At 67.6% G+C, this 22,402-nt stretch carries 19 protein-coding genes and 1 tRNA gene; 12 read left to right on the forward strand and 8 right to left on the reverse strand.

From position 1 onward, the window contains the following. Positions 1-47: 47 nt before the first annotated feature. The 6 genes from mlaD (at position 48) to HLH28_RS14125 (ending at position 4,439) form a co-directional block, all read left to right on the forward strand. On the forward strand, positions 48-620 hold the full coding sequence (gene mlaD, locus HLH28_RS14100; protein ID WP_182960289.1) for an outer membrane lipid asymmetry maintenance protein MlaD: 573 nt from the start codon (positions 48-50) through the stop codon (positions 618-620). Then, positions 617-838 (forward strand): hypothetical protein, encoded by a 222-nt coding sequence (locus HLH28_RS14105; RefSeq protein ID WP_182960291.1) that lies wholly within the window; start codon positions 617-619, stop codon positions 836-838. Before mlaD ends, HLH28_RS14105 begins: the two co-directional genes overlap by 4 nt. Continuing rightward, complete coding sequence (locus tag HLH28_RS14110) at positions 835-1,737, forward strand: DUF2155 domain-containing protein (RefSeq protein WP_338029745.1); 903 nt, start codon at positions 835-837, stop codon at positions 1,735-1,737. Before HLH28_RS14105 ends, HLH28_RS14110 begins: the two co-directional genes overlap by 4 nt. Positions 1,738-1,810: 73 nt before the next feature. Beyond that, positions 1,811-2,569 (forward strand): trehalose-phosphatase, encoded by a 759-nt coding sequence (otsB, locus tag HLH28_RS14115; protein ID WP_182960293.1) that lies wholly within the window; start codon positions 1,811-1,813, stop codon positions 2,567-2,569. Further along, positions 2,557-3,915 (forward strand): alpha,alpha-trehalose-phosphate synthase (UDP-forming), encoded by a 1,359-nt coding sequence (locus HLH28_RS14120; protein WP_182960295.1) that lies wholly within the window; start codon positions 2,557-2,559, stop codon positions 3,913-3,915. Before otsB ends, HLH28_RS14120 begins: the two co-directional genes overlap by 13 nt. Further along, positions 3,912-4,439, forward strand: a complete 528-nt coding sequence (locus HLH28_RS14125; protein ID WP_246396208.1) for a disulfide bond formation protein B — start codon at positions 3,912-3,914, stop codon at positions 4,437-4,439. The genes HLH28_RS14120 and HLH28_RS14125 overlap by 4 nt, the downstream gene beginning before the upstream one ends. Here the strand turns inward: HLH28_RS14125 and HLH28_RS14130 are convergent. Next, entirely contained in the window at positions 4,393-4,569 is a 177-nt protein-coding gene (locus HLH28_RS14130; protein WP_182960297.1) for a DUF1328 domain-containing protein, read from the reverse strand. The two genes, HLH28_RS14125 and HLH28_RS14130, sit on opposite strands and share 47 nt — an antisense overlap. A 181-nt stretch (positions 4,570-4,750) precedes the next feature. Here HLH28_RS14130 and HLH28_RS14135 point away from each other — a divergent pair, with 181 nt between their 5' ends. Next, positions 4,751-6,808, forward strand: coding sequence for an NAD(+) synthase (locus HLH28_RS14135; protein WP_182960299.1), 2,058 nt, complete (start codon positions 4,751-4,753; stop codon positions 6,806-6,808). Positions 6,809-7,062: 254 nt separating this feature from the next. Beyond that, on the forward strand, positions 7,063-9,246 hold the full coding sequence (locus tag HLH28_RS14140) for a beta-glucosidase family protein (protein ID WP_182960301.1): 2,184 nt from the start codon (positions 7,063-7,065) through the stop codon (positions 9,244-9,246). 154 nt (positions 9,247-9,400) lie between these two features. On the opposite strand, the gene HLH28_RS14145 is transcribed toward HLH28_RS14140, so the two are convergent. Beyond that, complete coding sequence (locus HLH28_RS14145; RefSeq protein WP_182960303.1) at positions 9,401-12,310, reverse strand: glycosyltransferase; 2,910 nt, start codon at positions 12,308-12,310, stop codon at positions 9,401-9,403. A 188-nt stretch (positions 12,311-12,498) separates the two neighbouring features. Between HLH28_RS14145 and HLH28_RS14150 the strand changes: the two genes are divergently transcribed. After that, positions 12,499-13,851, forward strand: a complete 1,353-nt coding sequence (locus tag HLH28_RS14150) for a calcium-binding protein (RefSeq protein ID WP_182960305.1) — start codon at positions 12,499-12,501, stop codon at positions 13,849-13,851. Between the two features lie 23 nt (positions 13,852-13,874). Then, a complete protein-coding gene (locus tag HLH28_RS14155; RefSeq protein WP_338029746.1) occupies positions 13,875-16,628 on the forward strand; it encodes a glycosyltransferase in 2,754 nt (917 codons plus the stop codon). Between the two features lie 25 nt (positions 16,629-16,653). On the opposite strand, the gene HLH28_RS14160 is transcribed toward HLH28_RS14155, so the two are convergent. Continuing rightward, positions 16,654-17,556 (reverse strand): rhamnan synthesis F family protein, encoded by a 903-nt coding sequence (locus tag HLH28_RS14160; RefSeq protein WP_182960307.1) that lies wholly within the window; start codon positions 17,554-17,556, stop codon positions 16,654-16,656. A 256-nt stretch (positions 17,557-17,812) separates the two neighbouring features. On the opposite strand from HLH28_RS14160, the gene HLH28_RS14165 reads away from it, so the two are divergent. Continuing rightward, a complete protein-coding gene (locus tag HLH28_RS14165) occupies positions 17,813-18,082 on the forward strand; it encodes an HU family DNA-binding protein (RefSeq protein ID WP_182944817.1) in 270 nt (89 codons plus the stop codon). A 333-nt stretch (positions 18,083-18,415) separates the two neighbouring features. Here the strand turns inward: HLH28_RS14165 and HLH28_RS14170 are convergent. The 5 genes from HLH28_RS14170 to HLH28_RS14190 all read right to left on the reverse strand — a co-directional run bounded on the left by HLH28_RS14170 (position 18,416) and on the right by HLH28_RS14190 (position 21,245). Further along, positions 18,416-18,490 (reverse strand) — tRNA-Gln (locus HLH28_RS14170). A gap of 87 nt (positions 18,491-18,577) precedes the next feature. Beyond that, positions 18,578-19,240: a TetR family transcriptional regulator gene (locus HLH28_RS14175; protein ID WP_182960309.1), complete on the reverse strand. Its 663-nt coding sequence runs from the start codon at positions 19,238-19,240 to the stop codon at positions 18,578-18,580. Between the two features lie 147 nt (positions 19,241-19,387). Further along, complete coding sequence (gene proC / locus HLH28_RS14180; protein ID WP_182960311.1) at positions 19,388-20,221, reverse strand: pyrroline-5-carboxylate reductase; 834 nt, start codon at positions 20,219-20,221, stop codon at positions 19,388-19,390. Next, complete coding sequence (locus HLH28_RS14185; protein ID WP_182960313.1) at positions 20,218-20,721, reverse strand: type III secretion system chaperone family protein; 504 nt, start codon at positions 20,719-20,721, stop codon at positions 20,218-20,220. The genes proC and HLH28_RS14185 overlap by 4 nt, the downstream gene beginning before the upstream one ends. Before the next feature lie 200 nt (positions 20,722-20,921). Beyond that, the gene (locus tag HLH28_RS14190) at positions 20,922-21,245 is read right to left on the reverse strand and encodes an accessory factor UbiK family protein (protein WP_182960315.1); all 324 of its coding nucleotides are present in this window, start codon (positions 21,243-21,245) and stop codon (positions 20,922-20,924) included. Between the two features lie 163 nt (positions 21,246-21,408). Between HLH28_RS14190 and rfaD the strand changes: the two genes are divergently transcribed. Beyond that, positions 21,409-22,389, forward strand: a complete 981-nt coding sequence (gene rfaD / locus HLH28_RS14195; RefSeq protein WP_182960317.1) for an ADP-glyceromanno-heptose 6-epimerase — start codon at positions 21,409-21,411, stop codon at positions 22,387-22,389. The last annotated feature ends 13 nt before the right edge of the window (positions 22,390-22,402 follow it).

The following is a 22,402-nucleotide window of genomic DNA, read 5'->3' on the forward strand; positions in this document are numbered from 1 at the left end:
AACGGACTCTCAGGGTTGGCTAGCCGTCACAGGGGAAGCGATACATCATGGTAACTGCGGTTCCAGTCAGGGGGGGCCGAAATCCGGTCGAACTCACCGCGGGGTGCGCGGTCCTGGCCTTGCTGGGCGGATTGCTGACCTATGCCGTGATCGACAAGGGCCACAGGCACGAAAACGGGTATCGGCTGGCCGCGTCCTTCGCGCATGTCGACGGGTTGTCCGTGGGTTCGGACGTGCGTCTGGCCGGGGTGACGGTCGGGCAAGTGGTGGACGAACAGGTCGATCCCGCCAGCTTCAAGGCCAATGTGACCTTCACCGTCCGCCCGGACATCCATCTGCCGACCGACAGCGCCGCGATCATCACCAGCGACAGCCTGCTGGGCGGTAAATATATCGCCCTGTCGCCGGGCGGGAACGATGCGATGCTGCATCCGGGCGCCACGATTGCCGAGACCCAGGGATCGATCAGCCTGGAACAATTGCTCAGCCGCTTCATCTTCTCGGTCACCGATTCGATGACCCGGACGAACCAGCAGCGCGCCAACCAGGGCCAGGGCGCGGGGGGGCAGGCCCAGCCCGCGCCCTCTGCCGCTCCGGCAGGCCCGGGCGGCCAGCCATGAGCCAGGCGCTTCCGGCCCCGCCGGCGATGTGGCGGCAGGCAGACGGCAGCCCGGTGTCCTGCCAGGACAAGATCCGGGTCCTGGCCGAGAATTACGCCGAATTGTGCGACGTCATGCGCGACACGTTCGAGGACGCGGTGCTGATCGGCGTCGACGAGGCGGAAATGAAGCGCATCATCATGGAGGTCGCGGCCGCATTGCGAAGCCCGAAATCGTGACGCGCCGCGCGATGCGGCGCGCGGTCCTGAGCCTGTCCGCGATCCTGCCGGTGGGCCTGCCGTTGTCCCCGGCCCGGGCCGCCGAAATCGTGACGCCGCCGCCGGCCTATCCCGCCGACACCTGGCAAGGACGGTCGGTCGCGACGCTGCGCGTGCTGGACCGGCTGGATTCCCATGTCCAGATCCTGACGGTCCCGGTCGGGCAGGATGCGACGTTCAAGGCGCTGTCGATCCATGTCGGGGCGTGCCGCGACCGTCCGCCCACCCTGGTGCCGGATTCGGCGGGGTGGCTGTCGGTCCGCGACACCCATGTGGGCGGGGCTGGCTTCAACGGCTGGATGCTGTCAGGCGAACCGTTTCTGGGCGTCTTTGAAAACCCGCTCTATGACGTGCGGATGCTGGGGTGCGCGGGTGACACGGTCGCCCCGGTGCCGCCGCCGCTGACCTTGCCCGGCGCGGCCGATGGGACCGGGGCGGCGGTACCCGGGACTTCCGGGCCGGAAACGACGCCCGCGGGGACCGGCCCGACGCCTTCGACCGTGCCGGCGGCCGGTTCCACGACGGGGACGCCGATCCCCGTATCGCCGTCGCCGGTGCCGACGTCGCCCGTGCCGCCCTCGCCCACGCCGTTGATGCCGCCGCCGTCCGTCCCGCTGCCTGCGTCGCCGCCGGTTGCATCCGGGGGCGTTGCGGGCCAGCATGTTCCCCTGCCGCCGCCCGTGCCGACCATGACGGACGGGGGCGGGGCGGCGCCGCTGTCGCTGCTGCCGCCGCCGTTGCCGGCACCCGTTCCGTCAGCGGGACAGGCGCCGGGGGCGGTGCCTGCGTCGGTCCCGCCCGGGCAATCCCGGCCGGATCAGGCGCAACCGGGGCAACCCCAGTCGCTTTTGCCCCCTTAAGGGAAGAGGGCGGCTCCGTGCCCGGCGCGGACAACAGCACGCGCCTATCGACTTCAAGGAGGTGAGGATGGCCATGACCCCGACAGAATATGCCGGCCCGGCCGGCCGGTTCATGCCGCCGCCGCACGAGGCGGCGCTGCTGCTGGATTTCGACGGGACCCTGGTGGACATCGCGCCCACGCCGGACTCGGTGGTCGTGCCGCCGGGCCTGCCGGATGTGCTGAGGCGGCTGCGCGCCAAGTGTGGCGACGCGCTGGCCGTGATCTCGGGCCGGGGGGTCGACCAGATCGATCATTTCCTGGGCGACGTGCCCTTCGCCGTCGCGGGCGAGCACGGGATCGCCGTGCGGCACCGGCCGGACGGGCCGGTCGTGCGTGCCGACCTGCCCGCTGTCCCGTCCGAATGGGTGCAGCGCGCCGAAACCCTGGCGGCCGAGCATCCCGGCGTACGGATCGAACGCAAGGTGGCGGGCTTCGTCCTGCATTACCGCGCGGCGCCCGAGGCCGCGGATGCCCTGCTGGACGCGGCCCAGGCCTGGGTCGGGGCCAGCGGCGGCGCCTTCCATATCCAGGCGGCCAAGATGGCCTGGGAAATCCGGCCCGACGGGGTGGACAAGGGCCATGCGGTGGCGGCCCTGATGCAGTCGCCGCCCTTCGCCGGGCGGCATCCGATCTTCGTCGGCGACGACGTCACGGACGAGGACGGGATCCGCGCCGCGGTGTCGCTGGGTGGCGCCGGCTTTCGCATTCCGGTGGATTTTCCCGATCCGGCCGCCTTCCGGGCCTGGCTGGCAACCCTCGCGGCTGGAGGAGAAGACGTATGGGGCGTCTGATCATCGTATCCAATCGCGTGCCTTCGCCGCGCGAACGTACGCAGCCGGCCGGGGGCCTTGCCGTCGGCCTGCGTGACGCGGTGCGGGGCGGATCGTCGATGTGGTTCGGCTGGTCGGGCAACCAGGCGGAGGGCGAGGGCGATCCGGAGCCCAGCTTCGACACCGTCGACGGCGTGACCTACGCCACCATCGACCTGACCGAGAGCCAGCACGAAGGATTCTACCAGAATTTTTCCAACGGCATCCTCTGGCCGCTGTTCCACTATCGGGTGGGGCTGATGAATTATTCCCGCCGCGACTGGCAGATCTATCTGGAGGTCAATGCCCTGTTCGCGCGGACGCTGGTGCCGCTGCTGAAGCCGGACGACGTGGTCTGGGTCCATGATTATCACCTGTTCCCGCTGGGGCAGGCGCTGCGCGACCTGGGGGTGACGACGCGGATCGGCTTCTTCCTGCATATCCCCGTCCCGCCCTGGAGCCTCGTGCGGTCTCTGCCGGGCGCAGAACTGCTGCTGGAGGACCTGCAGGCCTACGACCTGATCGGCGTGCAGACGGACGAGGACGCGGACAATCTGAACCAGTCCTTTCGCGTGAACGGGCTGACGGAACGGGCGCGGGCCTTCCCGATCGGCATCGACCCGCATGAATTCCGTGCCCAGGCCGAGGCCGGGGTCGGCAGTGACGAGGCCGAACGCCTGCGTGCCAGCCTGCGGGGGGCGGCCCTGGTCCTGGGGGTCGACCGCCTGGATTATTCAAAAGGCCTGCCGGAACGGTTCCGGGGGTACGAGGCCCTGATCGCGCGCTATCCCGAACATCGCGGCAAGGTCACCTTCCTGCAGGTCGCCCCGGTATCGCGTGGCGACGTCGAGGAATATCGCCTGCTGCGCCGGCAGCTCGACGAACTGACGGGGCGGATCAACGGGGCCTATGCCGAATTCGACTGGACGCCGATCCGTTACATTACCCGGCCGATCGCGCGCGATATCCTGGCCGGATTCTACCGCATGGCCGACGTCGCGCTGATCACGCCCCTGCGCGACGGCATGAACCTGGTGGCGAAGGAATATATCGCGGCCCAGGACGGCGAATCGCCTGGCGTGCTGGTCCTGTCGCATTTTGCGGGCGCCGCCCCCGAACTGGACGAGGCCGTCCTGGTCAACCCCTATGACGCGGACGAGATCGCGGACGCCCTGCACCAGGCGCTGACGATGGGGCTGGACGAACGCAAGGCCCGGTGGCGCAAGCTGGATGCCGAGGTCCGCCGGACCACGGCCGGAAGCTGGGCCCGCGATTTCCTCCAGGCCCTCGACGAGGCCCAGGCCACCCCGGCGACGCCTGCGGCATGAGGCGTCGCAGGTCCAGGATGCGCGGCCGGGCGGGAAGGGGGGCCGGGCCGGGCCTGGTCCTGGCCGGCGGCGGCGCGCTGGCGCTGGCTGTGGCCGAATGGGCGGAACATGGGCTGGGGATGGTGCCCTGCGGTCTGTGCCTGTGGGAACGATGGCCGTATCGGTTCCTGCTGGTGCTGGGCCTGCTGGCGGCGGCGTTCCCGCCGGCGCGGCGGTGGCCGCTGCGCCTGTGCGTGCCCGTCCTGCTGGCGGCCTGTGTGCTGTCGGGTGTGCATGTGGGGGTGGAACAAGGCTGGTGGCCCAGCCCGCTGGCGGAATGCCAGGCCCCGGTCTTCCATGGCGGCACGTTCGCCGAGCGGCTGGCCGCCATGCCCGCCCGCCCGGCCAAACCCTGCGACGCGCCGGCCTATCTGCTCGACGCGCTGCCGCTGTCCATGACCGCGCTGGGCGGGCTTTACGCGCTGGTGCTGCTGACGGTCACAATGTTCGTCCTCGCCCGCGACCGAAGAACAGGCCCACGATGAACAGTACCAGGAAGATGAAGAACAGAATCTTGCCGATATAGGCAAAATTCGCGGCGACGCCGCCGAAGCCGAACACGGCCGCGACCAGCGCGAGGACGAGGAAGATCAACGTCCAGCGTAAGAGGTCCATGGGAAATCCTTCCGTTTGCATACCGGGCGCGCACGATCGCGCCGCCGCGACGAGGGCCGCCCGCTATCACGGTTTCAATGCGTGGCGGCCCACAGGGTTGCTTCCGGCGCCCGGGCGCGTCATGTCATCATAGGGTTCCGTCCCCGGTGACGGCCCAGAAACAGCAGGCGAGTGGCGCATCGTGTCGGATTTCCGGTCCCTCTATCGTCATGGCTTCGCGCGGATCGCGGGCTGCACCCTGCCGGTGGCGCTGGCCGATCCGCAGACCAATGTCGCGCGGATGGGCGACATGGTGCATGCCTGCCACACCGACGGGGTGGCGCTGGCGGTGTTTCCCGAACTGGGCGTGTCCGGATACGCCATCGAGGACCTGCGCCAGCAGGATGTTCTGCTGGACGAGGTCGGGCGCGCGCTGGCCCGCCTGGCCGAGATCACGGCGGACCTGACGCCGGTGGTGGTGGCGGGCGCGCCGCTGCGCCATGGCGATTCGCTGTATAACTGCGCCGTCGTGCTGCATCGCGGCACCGTGCTGGGCGTGGTGCCCAAGAGCTACCTGCCCAATTACCGCGAATTCTACGAGGCCCGTCATTTCACCCCCGGCGTCGGGCAGCGGGGCGGGATGATCCATGTCGCCGGCCAGACCGCCCCGTTCGGCACCGACCTGCTGTTCGAGGCCGAGGACGTGCCCGGCCTGGTGATCGGGGTGGAGATCTGCGAGGATCTGTGGGTTCCCGCCCCGCCGAGCATCGACGCCGCCCTGGCGGGTGCGACGGTCGTCGCCAACCTGTCGGCCAGCGACATCACGGTGGGCAAGGCCGACACGCGGCATCTGCTCTGCCGGTCGCAATCGGCGCGCTGTCTGTGTGCTTATGTCTATGCCGCCGCCGGCGAGGGCGAGTCGACGACCGACCTGGCCTGGGACGGGCAGGTCTCGATCTTCGAGAACGGCGAACTGCTGGCCCAGACCGTGCGCTTTCCCCAGGGACCCCATCGGGCCGTGGCGGATGTCGACCTGGACCTGCTGCGGCAGGAACGTGCGCGGATGGGCACCTTCGCCGACAACCGGGCCGCCCGGTCGAGGGATGCCGGATCGGGCGGGGGCTGGCGGCGGATCGGCTTCGCGCTTTCGCCGCCACCGGGCGATCTGGGCCTGCGGCGGCGGATCGAGCGCTTTCCCTTCGTGCCCGCCGACCCCGCGCGGCTGGAACAGGATTGCTACGAGGCATGGACGATCCAGGTCTCGGCGCTCAAGCAGCGGCTGGCCGAGACGGGGACGCGCCGGATGGTGATCGGCGTGTCCGGCGGCCTGGATTCGACGCAGGCGCTTCTGGTGGCGGTCCGCGCGGCCGACGAACTCGGCCTCGGGCGGGAGGCGGTGCTGGGCTACACCATGCCGGGATTCGGGACCAGCGCCGGCACGCAATCGAACGCCATGGCCCTGATGCGCGCGCTGGGCGTATCGGCCACGGAGCTGGACATCCGTCCCACGGCGCGCCTGATGCTGGAGGAGATGTGCCATCCCTTCGCCAGCGGCGCCGCGCAGTACGACGTGACGTTCGAGAACGTGCAGGCCGGCCTGCGAACCGATTTCCTGTTCCGGCTGGCCAACCAGCACGGAGGCATCGTGATTGGCACCGGCGATCTGTCGGAACTGGCGCTGGGCTGGTGCACCTACGGTGTCGGCGACCAGATGTCGCACTACAACGTCAATGCCGGCCTGCCCAAGACGCTGATCCAGCACCTGATCCGCTGGGTCATCGCCGCGCGCCGGGTGGATGAGGCGGCATGCGACATCCTGACCGCGATCCTGGACACCGAGATTTCCCCCGAACTGATCCCTGCGGGCGAGAACCAGGCGTTGCAGAGCACCGAGGCCAGGATCGGCCCCTATGCCTTGCAGGATTTCACGCTGTTCTATGTCCTGCGCTACGGCTTCCGCCCGTCGCGCATCGCCTTCATGGCCGAAATCGCCTGGAAGGACGCAGCGGCGGGCGTCTGGCCGCCGGGCTTCCCCGAAGACCGGCGGGTGGCCTACGACCTGCCGACCATCCGCCACTGGCTGTCGGTGTTCCTGGCGCGCTTCTTCGGCTTCAGCCAGTTCAAGCGCTCGGCGGTGCCCAACGGGCCGAAGGTGGTGGCTGGTGGGGCACTGTCACCCCGCGGCGACTGGCGCGCGCCATCGGATGGCAATGCGCGGATCTGGCTGACCGAACTGGAACGTAACGTGCCGCGGGCGTAGGGCGGAGCAAAGGAAGGTCGGGCGCTGCCCGAACCCGGCAAGGGCCTTGGCCCTTGCATCCCGCTCGTTTTGTGAAGGCCTGTGCGCGAATGAAATGCTGTTTCTATCGGGCATGAAATTTCAATAGCCAGGTGCTTCGGCTTTTTTCGCCTCTCGTTCTTCTTTCGAATGGCCTGAAGCTCTGAATTGACAGCTTGTTTGTTCCGAATTCAAAATAGGTTGACCTCTTCAACGCGTTTCAAACAGGGCAGGTGATGACGCTATTTTTAGTGAAAGCTCGTTTTATTCTTGCTATCGCCATGACCTTCCTGTCCGTACAATCTGCATTTGCTCAAAGCCCGACCGAGCGGAGCAGCCAACTCGTCAAATCGATGTCGCTGGACGAGCAACTGGCCATTGTTTACAGCCGCGACGGCGGCGGATTTGGCGCGGCTGCCATTCCTGAGGGGGCCCTCGGATCAGCCGCCTTCCTCAAATTTCCCGCGCGCCTTGGACTGCCCAATCTGGAATATTCGGACGCAGGATTAGGCGTCGGAGATCCGCGTCGCGTGCGTGCCCACGGCGTTGCCGTTTCGCTTCCCGCAGGTCTGGCAACCGCCAGTACCTGGGACCCCGACATGGCGCGCGAAGGCGGGCGCATGATCGGTTCGGAAGCGTGGCGCACCGGGTTCAACGTCCTTCTTGCGGGAGGCGCGGATTTGACCCGCGACCCGCGCAACGGCCGCAATTTTGAATACGCAGGCGAAGACCCCCTGCTTACCGGCCTCATCGTCGGCGCGACGATTGCTGGTATTCAGTCCCGCCATGTCATTTCCACCCTCAAACATTTCGCGATGAATGATCTTGAAACATCGCGGATGACGATGAGCGCCAATATCAGCCCCGGCGCCATGAGGGAAAGCGACCTGCTCGGTTTCGAAATCGCCATCGAGAGTGGACATCCAGGCTCGGTGATGTGTTCCTACAATCGGGTGAACGATCTCTACGCCTGTGAGAATTCATATCTCCTGACGCAAACCCTCAAGCATGACTGGAACTATCCCGGTTTCGTCATGTCAGACTGGGGGGCGGACCACACGACCGTGCGCGCCGCGCTTGCCGGTCTCGATCAGGAATCTTCAGGAAATACCATCGATTCGCGGCTCTTTTTCGGGAACGCGCTGGCGGATGCCGTCCACAGGGGACAGGTTCCCCAGGGGCGCGTAGCCGATATGGCCCGGCGCATCCTGTATGCCGTGTATGACGTCGGGCTCCCCGATCATCCTCCGGTGATCGGCCCGATCGATGTCGCCGCAGACATGGCTGTCGCACAAAAGGATGAGGAAGAAGGAGCCGTCCTGCTGAGGAACGCGCACGACATCCTTCCGCTGCGCCGGGACATGCGTGTTCTGGTCGTTGGCGGTCACGCGGATGCAGGCGTTCTCTCCGGCGGCGGTTCGGCACAGGTTCCGGCAATCGGCGGAAACGCTGTTCCGGTAGATGAGACCCGTCTCCCGTGGCCCGGAGCGCCTGTCTATTTTCGCTCGTCTCCGCTCAAGGCCATGCAGGCGCTTGGGTTGGGACCCGTGACGTATGAGTCCGGTACGGATATCGCGCGCGCAGGCAATGCGGCACGCCATGCCGATGCCGTCGTGGTCTTTGCAACCAAATGGTCGGTGGAATCCATCGATTCTTCCGATTTGGCGCTGCCGGGCAAACAGAATGACCTGATCGCCGCTCTGGCGAGAGCCAACCGGCATGTCATCGTGGTTCTGGAAACGGGTAATCCGGTCGAAATGCCGTGGGTAAACGACGTCGCAGGCGTCCTGGAAGCCTGGTATCCCGGTGCCGCAGGCGGACAGGCCATCGCCCGTCTTCTCTATGGCCTGGCAAATCCTTCAGGCCATCTTCCCATGACGTTCCCCTCCGCAACAACGCAGCTGGCCCATCCGGATATTGCGGGTGTCGATGCGAGAACCGCCTTTGATGTGCAGTTCCATACCGATCAGGAGCTTTTCTATGACGAAGGAAGCGAGGTCGGCTATCGCTGGTTCGATCGCCAGCGTCAGACGCCGCTTTTTCCGTTCGGTTTTGGGCTCTCCTACGCGAATTTCCAATTGGGCGGTCTCCAGCTTCATCCCGGCGCGAAAAGCCTGTCGGCCAGCTTCACCGTCAGGAATATCAGCCGGCGTCAAGGCGTGGCGGTGCCCCAGATCTACGTGACCCTTCCCGATGGGGGGGGACGCAGACTGGCCGGGTGGCAACGCATCGTTCTGGCTGCCGGGGAAAGCAGAACTGCGACTGTGACAATCGATCCGCGTATTCTCGCGCATTTCGATGCCGCGCACGATTGCTGGCGCATTCCGAAAGGCGATTTCACCGTGCGCCTTGCCAGAAGCGCTTCGGACAACGGATCCACATTGGTCATCAGCATGCCGGAGTGGATCATGGCACCGTAGACATGCGTTGCGAGTGGAATTTCAGCGAACGGTTCCGTCGTGTCACTCTCACGGAACCGGACCGGTTTTCAAAGACCGATGACTTTTGAAATCCGGTTATAATAATAGGGGGCCAGGGCCTCAGGCCCTGGTGGGTTCGGGCGAGGCCCGAAAATCAGCCTCGGTTCCGGACGTCCGGTGCCGTCAGGCGGACCCAGGGGTGGCGGGCGCGCAGCAGGGCGACGACTGCCGGTTTATGGCCGGCCTGTTCCGTCAGAGTGTCGGTCATGGCGGCGTCGTGGACGCGGTATTCGGCCAGGATCTGGGGCACGTGGGTGCCGGCGATGCCGTATTCGGCCAGCGTGCACCACAAATCGTAATCCTCCCACCCCATGGCGTCGCGCTGGACGTAGTAGCCGCCGACCGCGGCCCAGGCCCATTTCGCCACCAACGCCATGGCGTCGACGCTGTTGCCGCCCACCAGCCGGCCGGGGTGGAACGGGACGTCGCCCAGCAGGCCCTGGGCGCGACCGAATCGGCGAATGACGGGATAGGCGTATCCGGCGTCGCCGATGGCCGCCAGCAGCGCGGCGCAGGCCTCGGGCAGCAGCCGGTTGTCGGCGTCCAGTTGCAGGACATGGGGTGTTTCCGCCGCCGCCATGCCGATATTGCGCGCGCCGCCCAGCCCGGCATTGTGTGTCGCGCGCAGGACCAGCAGCCGGTTGAAGCGCGCCGCATGCCGTTCGGCCCACGACAGCAGCAGCGCCGCCGTATCGTCGGACGAGGCGTCGTCCACCACGATGAGATCCAGCGGGTCCAGCGTCTGGTGACGCACCGACTCCAACGCCTCGATGATATGGTCGGCGTAATTATAGGCGGTGACGACCACCGTGACGGCGGCGTCGCGTAGCCGGTCGCAGGCGAACAGAATGTCGCTGTCCGGGATGTCGGGCACCTCGCGGATGCGCCATGCACCGCGCGCCAGGGCGATCTCGCCCGCCCGCGCGGCCTCCGCGTCGCCGGCCAGCCCCGCGATCGCAGGGGCCAGCAGGGCGGCCTGGCGGTACGGCCCGTAGTCCCACAGCACAGTGTGGAACGCATCGCGGGCCATGCGATGGCGCAGGGCGCGGTCGTCGACCAGCGCCAGCAGGGCGTCCTCCCATTCTGCTGTGCCATCGGCCAGCAGGCCGGTGACGCCGTGGCGTACCGCGTCACGGAACGGCGCGGTGGGCGAGACGACGGAACACACGCCGGCCAGTGCGGCCTCGAAGAATTTCAGCTCGCTCTTGGCTTCGCAGAACGGATTGCCGATCTCCAGCGGGGCGATGGAAATATCCAGGCGCGCCAGTTCGCCGGGCAAGGCCTCCAATGGCACCATGTCGCGCCATTCGATCCGTGCGGCGTGGGGACGCAATTCCGGGAATTCGTCGGTCAGCAGCAGGGGACGGCCGCCGCCGGCCTCGCGAAACAGGACCAGCCGCACGGCGGGACGGCGTTCCAAGACGCGCAGCAGGCCGGGCAGCGCCTGGCGGAAGTCGCGCTGGTGCGTGCGCGATCCGGTAGCGTAGCCGATCCGTACCAGCCCGTCCGGAAGGCAGGCCGCCCGTCGCCGCACGGCCTGGCGTGACCGGCGCAGCGTCTCCGCGTCGTAGGTGTTCGGCCACACGAATGTCAGCGGCGCGAAGGGGCGCATCCGCGTGGCCAGGGCTTCGGTAGGCGCCACTCCCACGTCGCAGGCCCGCAAGGTGCGCTGCATGTCCGTGAACATGCGTTCGATCCGCGCCACCGGTGCGTATCCGGTGCGGATGCCGTCGATCAGGTCAGTGCGCGCCAGGGACGGTTCGAACACGATGTCGTCGGCATCGAAAGCCAGGACCGTGCCGCGAGCCCGCGCCAGGGCCAGCAGCGTGTCGACATGGCCGCTGAATTCGACCCGCCACAGCACGATCAGGTCGGCCCAGTTCACGTCGTCGGGTCCGACGGCGGCGCAATCCCGGCATCGCGCGTCAAATCCGGCCGTCCGGCATGCGGCGGCGTTGCGCGCCACGCGATACAGCGTACCGGGCGTTTCCGGCTCGCCCGACACGAAAAGGACGTGGCGGATCGGACGCTTTCGCGGCGCGGGCGCAGGCGGCGCGTCCGGCATTGGACCGCTCAGGCGATGGGCGAGGGCGCCGGCGATCCGGCGCAATGGACCGAGCATCGGGCCGGTGGCCGCCTCCTGCGGGGGCGGGGTGGGCTGCAGAGGGGTGCTATATCCCTCCGGCGGTGGGACGACGTCCCGCCGGTTCAGGGCCAGTCGCATTTCCATGGCGTCCAGGCGCAGGCGGCTCATCTCCTGCCGGATCCGCGTGAGATCGGCCTGCGCGTCGGCCAGTTGGCACCGCGCCGCCCAGTGCGCGCCGATGGCGGCGAAGCGTTCCACGATATTGGCCTGCGCATGATCGTCCCCGTCCAGCAGCGCGCACAGCGCGGCGATGGGGGCGGGGCAGCACCCCGCCGCCGCCAGCAGCAGTCCGTCGCCCAGCGGCAGGCGTGCGGACGGATCGTTCGGCCAGTTCCGTCCGGGCCAGCAGGCCTGTGGCCCGTCCTTGTTTATGCCGTGTACAACGACAACCCCCCGGTCCGTCAGAAACGAGGGCAGATGGTCGAGCGCCGGCGCGCCGCTCATGCGGGCATCCAGGTACAGCAGGTCGAACCGGTCATGCGGTGGATGGGCGCCGTCCGGCGCCAGGATGCGGATGTCGGTGGTCAGCCGCCGGCGCCGGGCGACATCGCGCAGCAGGACCGGGATCGCGGACCGTCCTGGGGCGTCGCCACCGCCGACGCCGATGCGGCGCGGCCGGGCCAGTGTCGTCACCCAGGCCAGGAACGGCAGGATCGCGCAGGTCGCGCGGTCGGGATCGAGGACCGGCGGCATGCAGAAGAACGGGTCGAGGGCATCACGGCCCAGCAGCGCCAGATCGTCGGCCCAGTCAGTCCGGTCGGCGGCCCGATCGTCGTTCCGGCCTACGCTCCGCTTGCCGGACAGGACCGGGTCGCCACGCGTGATCGGGAACGAGGGGGAGCGTTCGTCAGGGTCCATCGGAATGTCGTCGTCCGTGATCGGAGGGGCAGTTTCTTCATCCCTTCCGGCTAGACGTTAATATTTTGGGAACATCTATCGTGTTTCATGTCCGTGTCGTTCTGGAGACGGAAGTGTCCGGTTGAGGTGCGTGCCGGCCGCCCCAGGATCCTGGGATGGTCGGAAAACATGGGTGGGGAGCACGACAGGTGGCGATTGTAACCGTAATGGGTGCCTCGGGCGCCACGGTGAATGTGACCGTCGATGGCGGCGACACGCTGTCGTTGGCCAGGGCCTATGCCAAGACCTTGCAGGACACGGCCGCGGGCAAGACATTTTCCAACCTGCGCAGCGGCGGCAACATGTCCACCGCGAACAATGCGGTGGGCGTCATCACCGTTGGCGGGGCCTATGCGCTGGACGGCGCGTATGTGAACATCGTCGCCGGCGCATTGCCGACGGATGTCACCCCGGCGTCCGTGCTGACGGCGCCGGTGGACATCAACGCGCGCGGCGTGACGACGCCCGTCGATGTCATCGCCGGAACGCTGGGCGGGACCACCTTCCTGGGCGGCGCCGGCGGGGGGTCCTTCCTGGCGACGGCCGGGGACAATGTCTTCGTTGGCGGAACTGGGAATTTTACGATCGATACCGGGACGGGCGACGATATCGTCGTGACGGGCAGCGGAAATGACACGGTGAATGCCGGTTCCGGCGACAACCAGATCTATCTGGGTACCGGGTCGAACGCCGTGGCCTCGTGGGGCCAGGATACGATCATCGGCGCGGCGGGCATCCAGTCGGTCACGATCTATGGCGGCAGTTCCTCGGTCTCGCTGGGGTCGAATGCCTGGGTTGCGGACACCGCCGCCGGCAGCGCGATCTCGGTCGGGGGCGGCAGCACGGTGTCCGGCGGAACGCAGGACATGGTGTCCTTCACCGGTAACACCGGCACGATCGCCGGTGCGACGGCCGACACGATTTCCGCCGCCGGGGACCTGGTCGTCAGCCAGGGCATCGGCAACAGCATCAGCGTGACCGGCAGCCTGACTTTCCTGAACGGCACGGGCATGACCACCGTGACGGCGGGCCAGTCCACGATCTTCGGCGCGGCCGGACTGGACATGTCGGTGACCGGTTCCGGCGACACGCTGTTCGTCGCCAATGAAGGCAACGAAACGCTGGACGGGTCGATGTCCGGCACCCCGCTGCATGCGTTCGCCAATTCGGGTGCGGCGACCTTCATCGGCGGCAGCGGTGCGGATACGCTGGTCGGCGGAACGGGCAGCACCACGATGACGGGCGGCATGGGCGACAATCTGTTCGCCTTTACCAAGGGACCCAGCAGCGGCGGCGACAATGTCATCACCGATTTCGGTAGCTCGGCCGGCAATATCGTCGCACTGTATCAATATGGGTACCAGAACAATAACGGGCTTCAGTCCATTCTGGACTCGGCCACCGTGTCCGGGGGCAATACCACCATCCAATTGTCCGACAGCACGAAGATCACGTTCCTGGGCGTCAGCGACCTGAAGGCCAGCGACTTCAACCTCAGCTGACGAACCGGGTGGATCCCATCGCCGTGCAGACCGGAACCGGACCGTCAGGGCCCGGTTTCGCGCATCCCGGCGGAGAAGCTGCCCATCCGTCCGATCGACCGGCCGACGCGCAGCCCGACGATCTTCTGGATGTCTACCGGGCCAGCGTGCGATTGCAGGACATGCGTGCCATCGCCCTGCGTGACGATCTCGACCGGTTGACGCATCTGGCCTGGCTGCGGGATCGGTCCGCATCGGGCCGCCTGCTGCATCTGCTGCGCGGTGTGCGTGCGCTGACGCTGGGGCGCACGCCTTCGGGCCGGCCGCTGCGGCAGGCGATCGCACGCCTGCGCCAGCATCTGCGGCAGGAGGGCGCGATCCGGACAACCCTGCGGGTGACGCGCCGTATACGGCATGCCCTTCGTTCTCCGCCCTCGGACGGTGACCCCACACCCGTCGCCCCGCGTGACGCCTATGCGCTGACCGTCCGTCCGGGCGGGCTGGCGCCCCGGATCCTGATCGTCGCGGAACTCAGCCTGGGGCAATGCGCGAAATATCGTGTCTGGCAAAGGGTGGATCAGCTTCGGTTCCTGGGCTGGACATGCCAGGTCGTGGATTGGCGCGATACCGGACCGGTGCTGACGGCCCTGCAATTCTGCACGCTGGTCGTCTTCTATCGCGTGCCGGCCTTCGACTCGGTGCAGATCCTGCTGGCCGAGGCCAGGCGCCTGTCGCTGCCATGCTGGTGGGAGGTCGACGACCTGATCTTCGACCGAGACCTGTATCTGCGCAACGGCAACCTCGCCACGCTGCCTGATGCCGAGCGTGCGCAATTGCTGTTCGGGGTCGAATTGTTTCGGAACTGCATGCTGGCCTGCGACCGGGGCATCGCCTCCACCCCGGTCCTGGCCGAAGCGATGCGTACCGCCGGCCTGCGCGACGTCTCGGTGATCGAAAACGCGCTGGATGCCGACACCCTGGCCATTGCCGCCGGGCTGGAGGCCGGAACGGTGCGGGATGCGGACGACAGGTCGGTCGTGGTAGCCTACGGGTCGGGGACGCGGACCCACGATGCCGATTTTCGCGTGGCCGTGCCTGGGCTGGTCGCGGCGATGGCGGCGGATACGCGCCTGCGGTTGCTGATCGTCGGCGACCTGGTGGTGCCCGGGGAACTGGCGCCGTTCGGCGACCGGGTGGAGATCCTGCCCGCTCGCCCCTATCGCGACTATCTGGCGCTGCTGGCCCAGGCGGATGTCGCCATCGCCCCGCTGGTGGATTGCGTCTTCAACGATGCCAAGAGCAACATCAAATATCTGGAGGCCGCGGTCCTGGGCCTGCCGTCGGTCTGTTCCCCCCGCCGCGCGTTCGCCGATGCGATCGTCGACGGTCAGGACGGCTGTCTGGCCGCCACCGATGACGACTGGACACGCGCGCTGCTGCAATTGGCGGATGATGCCGGCCTGCGTCGTCGGATCGGCGGGTGCGCCCGGGCCGCTGTCATGGACCGTTACGCGCCCGACCACGTGGCACCGCGGCAGGTTGCCCCGGTTTTCGGCAGGCCCGCCCCGTTTCCTCGGGACGGGCGGCTGCGGGTGTTGTGTGTAAATGTCTATTACCCGCCCCGCGCCTTTGGCGGCGCGACCCGGGTGGTGGAGGAAATGGTCCGGCGCCTGCGCGCGACCGGCGTGGAGGTCGCGGTCCTGACCTCGCATCCCGCGATCGCCGGACGGCCGCCTTCCGCCCTGCGCTACCAGGATCGCGGCGTGCCGGTCCTGTCGATCGACCTGCCGCCGGACGCCGACGGGATCGCGGCGTTCGACAATCCCGCCGTGGCCCCGGTCTTCGCCGATCTGGTGACCGCCTTTCGGCCCGATATCGTGCATGTCCACGCGCCGCAGGGGCTGGGGATCGGCATGCTGCGGGTCTGTCGCGAACGCGGTATTCCCTATGTCGTGACCTTGCACGATGCCTGGTGGCTGTGCGACCGGCAGTTCATGGTGCGTGCCGACGGCCGCTTCTGCGGGCAGGCGCGGATCGACCCGCGCGTGTGCCAGCGCTGCCGTCCGCAGGCCCGCTATCTGGACGACCGGGCGTTGCTGCTGGGCCAGGGATTGCGCGACGCGGCGCTGCTGCTGAGTCCCAGCGCCGCACACCGCGACCTGTATATCGCGAACGGCGTCGATCCGGCACGGATCGTGGTGAACCGCAACGGTTTCACCTGGCCGCCGCGTCCGCGCCCGCTGCGTCCGCCGGGTCTTGCGCCGAGATTCGGCTATGTAGGCGGGACCGAGACGGTGAAGGGCTTCCCGCTGATCCGCGCGGCGTTCGAAGGGCTGGACAGGTCGGACTGGGTGCTGCGCCTGGTGGACAACAAGCTGAATCTGGGACTCCGCTCGATCGACGTGGCGGATTGGCGGGTGCGGGGGCAATTGGACATCGTTGCCGCCTATGATGCCGGGACGATGGATGCGTTCTTCGACTCCATCGACGTGCTGCTGTTTCCCTCGCGCTGGCCGGAAAGCTATGGCCTGACGGTGCGCGAGGCCCTGGCCCGCGACGTCTGGGTGGTGGCCTCGGCGCCTGGCGGCCAGGCCGAGGATATCGTCGACGGGGTGAACGGCACGCTGATCGGGCTCGACGCCACGCCCGGCGATCTTGCGGCGGCGGTGGCCGCATTGCTCGATCCAGGTCTGTTCGACGGCTACGTCAATCCCTTCAAGGACCAACTGGCGACGTGGAACGTCCAGGCCCGCGAATTGCTGGACCTGTTGCACGGGGTGGTGGGGGCGGGGGTCTGACAAGGGGCATTGCCCCTGGACCCCGTCAAGGGCGTCGTCTTTGAAATCCGGCAATTGACGGCAGCAGGGCGGACAGAGCCGCGCCCCGATCGCGGCTGAGGAACAGGTAGAGCAGGCGCATCTTCCATCCCGCGCGCCGGGACGCGGTCCGGCGGGGCTGGTCGCGCAGGCAGGTTTCGATCCATTCCGCCCGGAAATGCGGGCTGCAGGCCACCAGCGCGCGCCAATGGCCGGTCCAGGAGATCCCGCAGGGATTGTCGCGCAGCAGTTCCACCTTGATGAACGGCACGCCGTCCGATCGTGCGACCGAGAGCCAGTCCGCGTGCATCGGGTTGGTGGAGATCAGCCGGCGCAGGCCCGTCCTGCGGTCCGTCCATGCCGCGGCGGTGCGCAGGCCGGCGCTACGGATCGCCATCCCCAGCCCCACCTCGCCATGTAGGACGATTTCCGGCTTGCCCATCGCGGCAAAGGGCTGGGCAAGGACCCGACGGATCGCCGGATGGTCCAGGGCCTGCGCGGTGAAGCAGAGGAACCATGATTGCAGGTGCCAGGCGACGTCATGGGACTCGACCAGCCCCCAGACATCCGCCGGCCTGTCCATCATGGCGCGCAGGATGGGGGCCAGGTGGCGCAGCGGGCCGAATACACTGTCGTTGGCCAGCACGATCCGGTCCGCCCCCTCGGCGCATCCGGCCGCCAGCAGATCCTGCCAGGCGCCGAAATCCAGCCCGCCGTTGGGGCGCGGATGGGGGACGATGCCGTGGCGGGCGCAGAACTGCGCGGTTTCGGCATCTGGCCTGCGTACGCCCGACAGCGCCAGATGGATCGTCATCCCGCAGGCCGTCAGTTCCGCCAGGTAATGGCGCACATGGGGCGCCAGTCGGCCGGCCGGGTCGTAATGGGCGAACAGGCAGACGATGCGGGTCATGGACCCGTCGCCCGAAATGGTCCGAAATCGTTATGACAAAAACGGGCTTGGCCAGATGCCGCTGAAAATCGACCCTTTCGGCAAGGGATGCGGCTTTTGCAGTTCATGTCAGCAAGAATGTCCATGCGGCAAAAATTTTTCTGGCATAAGATTCAGGTGCGCGCTACAAGCCGCGTCCTCTGACGCACGACGTCGTGAACCATAGCCCGGTTGCGGCGTTGTCCCATGGTATCCTGACAAGGAGCAGATAGTCTCAATGAGCAAGGCCTTCATCGCCGCGGTTATCCAGGATTCGATCGACTGCACCGGCGTCGCCGCCAACCAGGCAGCATCCGACCTGATTTCCGCAATCGTCAAGGAACTGAAGAAAGAGGGCGGCTTCACGCTGCCGTCGTTCGGGACGTTCACGGTCAAGAAAACCAAGGCGCGCAAGGCGCTTAACCCCCGCACCGGCGACCCGGTGAAGGTCAAGGCCGGCAAGACGGTGCGCTTCAAGGCCAGCCCGAACCTGAAGAAAGCGGTCTGAGGCTACTTTCCCGCGTCGCATGACGCCGTCACGGCCAGCCCGCTGGCCGTGACGGCGTCATGCCGGCCTGAACCCGATTTCAGGCCATCGGCATATCGTTCCCGATCCTGGCGATGCGATCGCCACCGCGCCCTCCTCGAGCGAAGCCGAAATGAAATGGGGCTGGATGTGACCGGACTATGGTCATGACGCCAGCGCACCCGTCATGATCGATTGATGTATCGATCGTGAATTTTATGGCTTCGTCCCGAAACCGTACATGGCCGTCGCCAGGACGAGACGTCTTCGTCCCTGCGCCGCATCGGATTTCAAAGTTTCCGGGATGTCCAGCGCTGGCTGGGGCGGGAGGGATCGAACCTCCGAATGGCGGAATCAAAATCCGCTGCCTTACCGCTTGGCTACGCCCCAACATGCCGATTCCGCTCGGTCCCGCCCTTCTAATGTGTTCTTCCCGGTGGCGTAAAGGGGGCAGATGCCCCTTTGGCCGGATAGGGATCAGAACGGGTCGGGCGACGGCTCCAGCGGCAGGTCCACCAACGGATCGATGTCGGTCGAATGCGCCATCGCCTCCTCGGGGGCGGCGGCGCGGGACGCCGAGCGGCGTTCCAGCAGGTTGCCCAGGCGGGCCGCACGGTCCAGCGCCTGATCCAGGGCGGCCATGGTGTGCGACAGGTCCTCGCTGTCATCGCGGTCCCAGGCCCGCAGGGCGTATGTCCATACGCCGACCAGCCCCTTGACCCGCAGCGCACCCGCCACGCCCGAGATGTCCAGGCCGGCTGCGCTGGCCATCCAGCGCATGCTCTCCAGCGTCGCGCCGCCCAGCAGCAGCGCCAGCGCCGGGTCGAAGGGCAGGGCGCGCAGCACCGCGCGCACGCCGGCACGATATTGCTGCAGCACGTCGAACCGCCGCATCAGCAGGTCGAACAGCTTTTCGCGCGGGGTGCCGGTGCTGCCGTCGTCGACCAGGGCGGATTCGTCCGCCAGGCGCCCGAGTTTCAGCAGGATGCAGGGCTTCAGCGGAAAGCGCCGCCGTGCGTCGTCCAGCGGAATGCCCGCGTCACGCGCGGCGTCGACGACGGTCAGCCGCCGCCATCCGTAGATCGCGGCACGTTCCATCGCGGAGCGGAGCAGGGCATCGTCGAACTGGTCGTTGTCCATGAGGTCTTCTGACGTATCTTCTGGTCTGTGCCTGCGGTCCGGCCGATCCGGGCAGGCTCGGTCCGTATTGCGGTTAAATTACGGCGGGGCAGGGCGCAAGTTCGCCCGCGTTCCCCTGAAATGCGTCAGCCGGCGATCCGCCGCGCTTCAGGACGCGAGTTCGCGCGCACGGACGGCGGCGGCGCGAATGGCGGTGTCCACCGCGGCAGGCCAGGCATCCGGGTCCATCAGGACCGACAGGGCCTGTTGCGTGGTGCCGCCGGGGCTGGTGACGCGGCGGCGCAGTTCGTCGGCGTCCACGCCGGTTTGTTCCATCAGGGCGCCGGCGCCCGAAACCGTGCGCCGGGCGATCCTTCGCGCCAGTGCGGGCGGCAGGCCCTGGGCGATGGCCGCGCGTTCCATCAGCTCGGCCAGCAGGAAAACATAGGCCGGTCCGCTGCCGGACACCGCCGTCACCGCATCCATCTGCTCCTCGGCCTCGACCCAGGCCGTGTCGCCGACCGCCGACAGCACCCGTTCGCACAGCGCGCGCTGGGCGGGGGTGGCCGTCGGCGGGGCATAGCAGACCGTCATGCCCTGCCCGATGGCCGACGGCGTGTTGGGCATCGCCCGGATGACGATTGCGCCCGGCGCCCCCGCTGCCGCGAAGGCGTCGGCCAGGCCATCGACCGTCTTGCCGGCCATGACCGACAGGACCGGGGCCTGGCGTGCGAAGCGCGCCAGGTCGGGAATGACGGTGGCGGCCTTCTGCGGCTTGGTGGCCAGCACGATCAGCGACGGGACGAAGTCCGCCGGCAGGTCGGCCGCCAGGGGCACGACACGGTGCGGCGGCGGAACCGCGCCGCGATGCCGGTCGAGGATGACGGAGGGCGCCAGCCCTTCCGCCAGCCAGCCGGCCAGCATGGCGCCGCCCATCTGCCCGCAGCCGACCAGCAGCAGCGGCGGAATGGGATCGCGCGCGGTCCCGGCGTCGTCCGTCATGCTTCGCCGGCGCAGTCGAGCATGGCGGCCTCCAGGGCCTCGGTCGGGGTCTTGCCGCCCCACAGGACGAACTGGAACGCGGGATAGAAACGTTCGCATTCGGTGATCGCGATGTCGATCATGTCTTCCAGGCTTTCCATCGACGCCCCCGGTGCGCCGCGCAGCAGCACCGCGTGGCGGAACAGCGGCATGCCGCTTTCCAGATCCATGCCGAAATGGCCGATCCACAGGCGTTCGTTCGCCAGGGCGACCAGTTCGAACAGGGCGCGGCGTTGCTGGGACGGAACCTTCAGGTCGAACGTGCAGGTGAAATGCATCGCGCTGACTTCGCGCGACCAGGAGAAATACAGGCCGTAATCGCACCATTTCCCGGGGGCCTCGGCGGCCATCTCGGAATCGTTGCGGCGTTCGAACGCCCATTCATATCCGCCGACGATCTGTTCCATGAGATCGAGCGGGTTGGAGTCCTGGGAGGATGAGGAGAGCGTGAGGGCAGGCATGTGGGACTCCCCGAAGCCGTGGAGGGAGGCCGGCGTCGCGCGCCGGACCCCGAACGTCTGCGAACCGGGCCGTCTGCTGTCCCGACCCGGGGTCGGGACGCGGCCACACGTTAACCCTATGGGCGGTTCAGGCAGGCTGGCAAGCGTTGCGCGCGCGCGACACTTGCCCCGTGTGGATTTTTTGGTCGTTCCGTTCGTTTTCAGAACGAGTTGAATGGCGCCGGCGGCTGATCCGTCGGCGGAACATAGTCCTGGGACCGGCCGCTGTCGGCCTCCAGCGTCGCGATTCGCGATTCGAGGGCGGACAGCCGCGCCTCGGCATCTTCCTGTGCCATGCGGGCACGGCTGGCCAGTTCGCGCACCACCTCGAACTCGTCCCGGCGGACCAGATTCAGCGACGACAGCGCCTCGTCCACGCGGGCGCGGACGATGGCGCCGATTTCCTCGCGCACGCCGGCCAGGGCGGAAAACGCACCACCGGCGACACCGGCGAGATCATCGAAAAAGCGTGGCCTGTCGGTCATTGCGGGACCTCCTGTTCCAGGGCGGGTTCTGCGGGCCGGCCGCGCGACATGCGACCGGCCGAATGGATATGGTGCCGACGATATAGACATTCCACGCCGCCAAGGCCATCCGCCATTCGTGCCGGCTTGGAGGACGGGCGGCGGATCCCTATAAACCGGGGTCATGATCATCATCACCGGTGGGGCCGGGTTCATCGGCTCATGTCTGCAGGCGGCGCTTCGGGCGCGGGGCGAGGAAACGATCGTCGTCGACTGGCTGGGCGTCGGCGACAAATGGCGCAACGTCGCCCGTCACGCGCCCGACCGGTTGCTGGCGCCCGAGGCGCTGGACGATTTCCTGGCCACCCGGCCCTATGTCACCGCGATCTTTCATCTCGGGGCGATCAGCGAGACGACGGCCCGCGACGGCGATCTGGTCTGGCGGACCAATATCGACCTGTCGACGCGGCTGTGGGACTGGTGCGCACGGAACGGCGCGCGGTTCATCTATGCCTCGTCGGCGGCCACCTATGGCGCGGCCGACCAGCCGGAGCAGTTTTCCGACGACCCGGCGGGGCTAGACGCTCTGCACCCGCTGAACCTGTACGGCTGGTCCAAGCACGTGTTCGACCGGCAGGTGACGGCGCGCGTGGCGCGCGGGGAGGTGGCCCCGCCGCAATGGGCGGGGTTGAAGTTCTTCAACGTCTACGGACCGAACGAGTATCACAAGGGCAAGATGATCTCGGTCGTGAAGGTGAAGTACGACGAGGTCAGCCAGGGCCTGCCGGCTCGGCTGTTCCGGTCGGAGGTCGCGGGGATGGCCGACGGGGCCCAGGCCCGGGATTTCATCTGGGTCGGCGACGTGGTGAACGTCCTGCTGTGGCTGCTGGACAGGCCGGATGTCAGCGGGCTGTTCAATTGCGGCACCGGGGTCGCGCGGACCTATCTGGACCTGGCGCATGCGGTGTGCGACGCCGCCGGCCAGTCGCGACGGGTGGATTTCATCGATATGCCTGACGCCCTGCGCGGCCAGTACCAGTCCTATACCCGGGCCGACATGACGCGTCTGCGCGCGGCGGGCTACACCCGGCCGTTCACGTCGCTGGAAGACGGGGTCCGACGCTATGTGCAGGATTATCTTGCCGCCGCGGACCCGTATCTCTGACGCGACGGACTAC

Origin of the sequence: Gluconacetobacter tumulisoli (assembly GCF_014174155.1) — a bacterium.
In the GTDB taxonomy this organism is placed as follows: Bacteria; Pseudomonadota; Alphaproteobacteria; order Acetobacterales; family Acetobacteraceae; genus Gluconacetobacter; species Gluconacetobacter tumulisoli.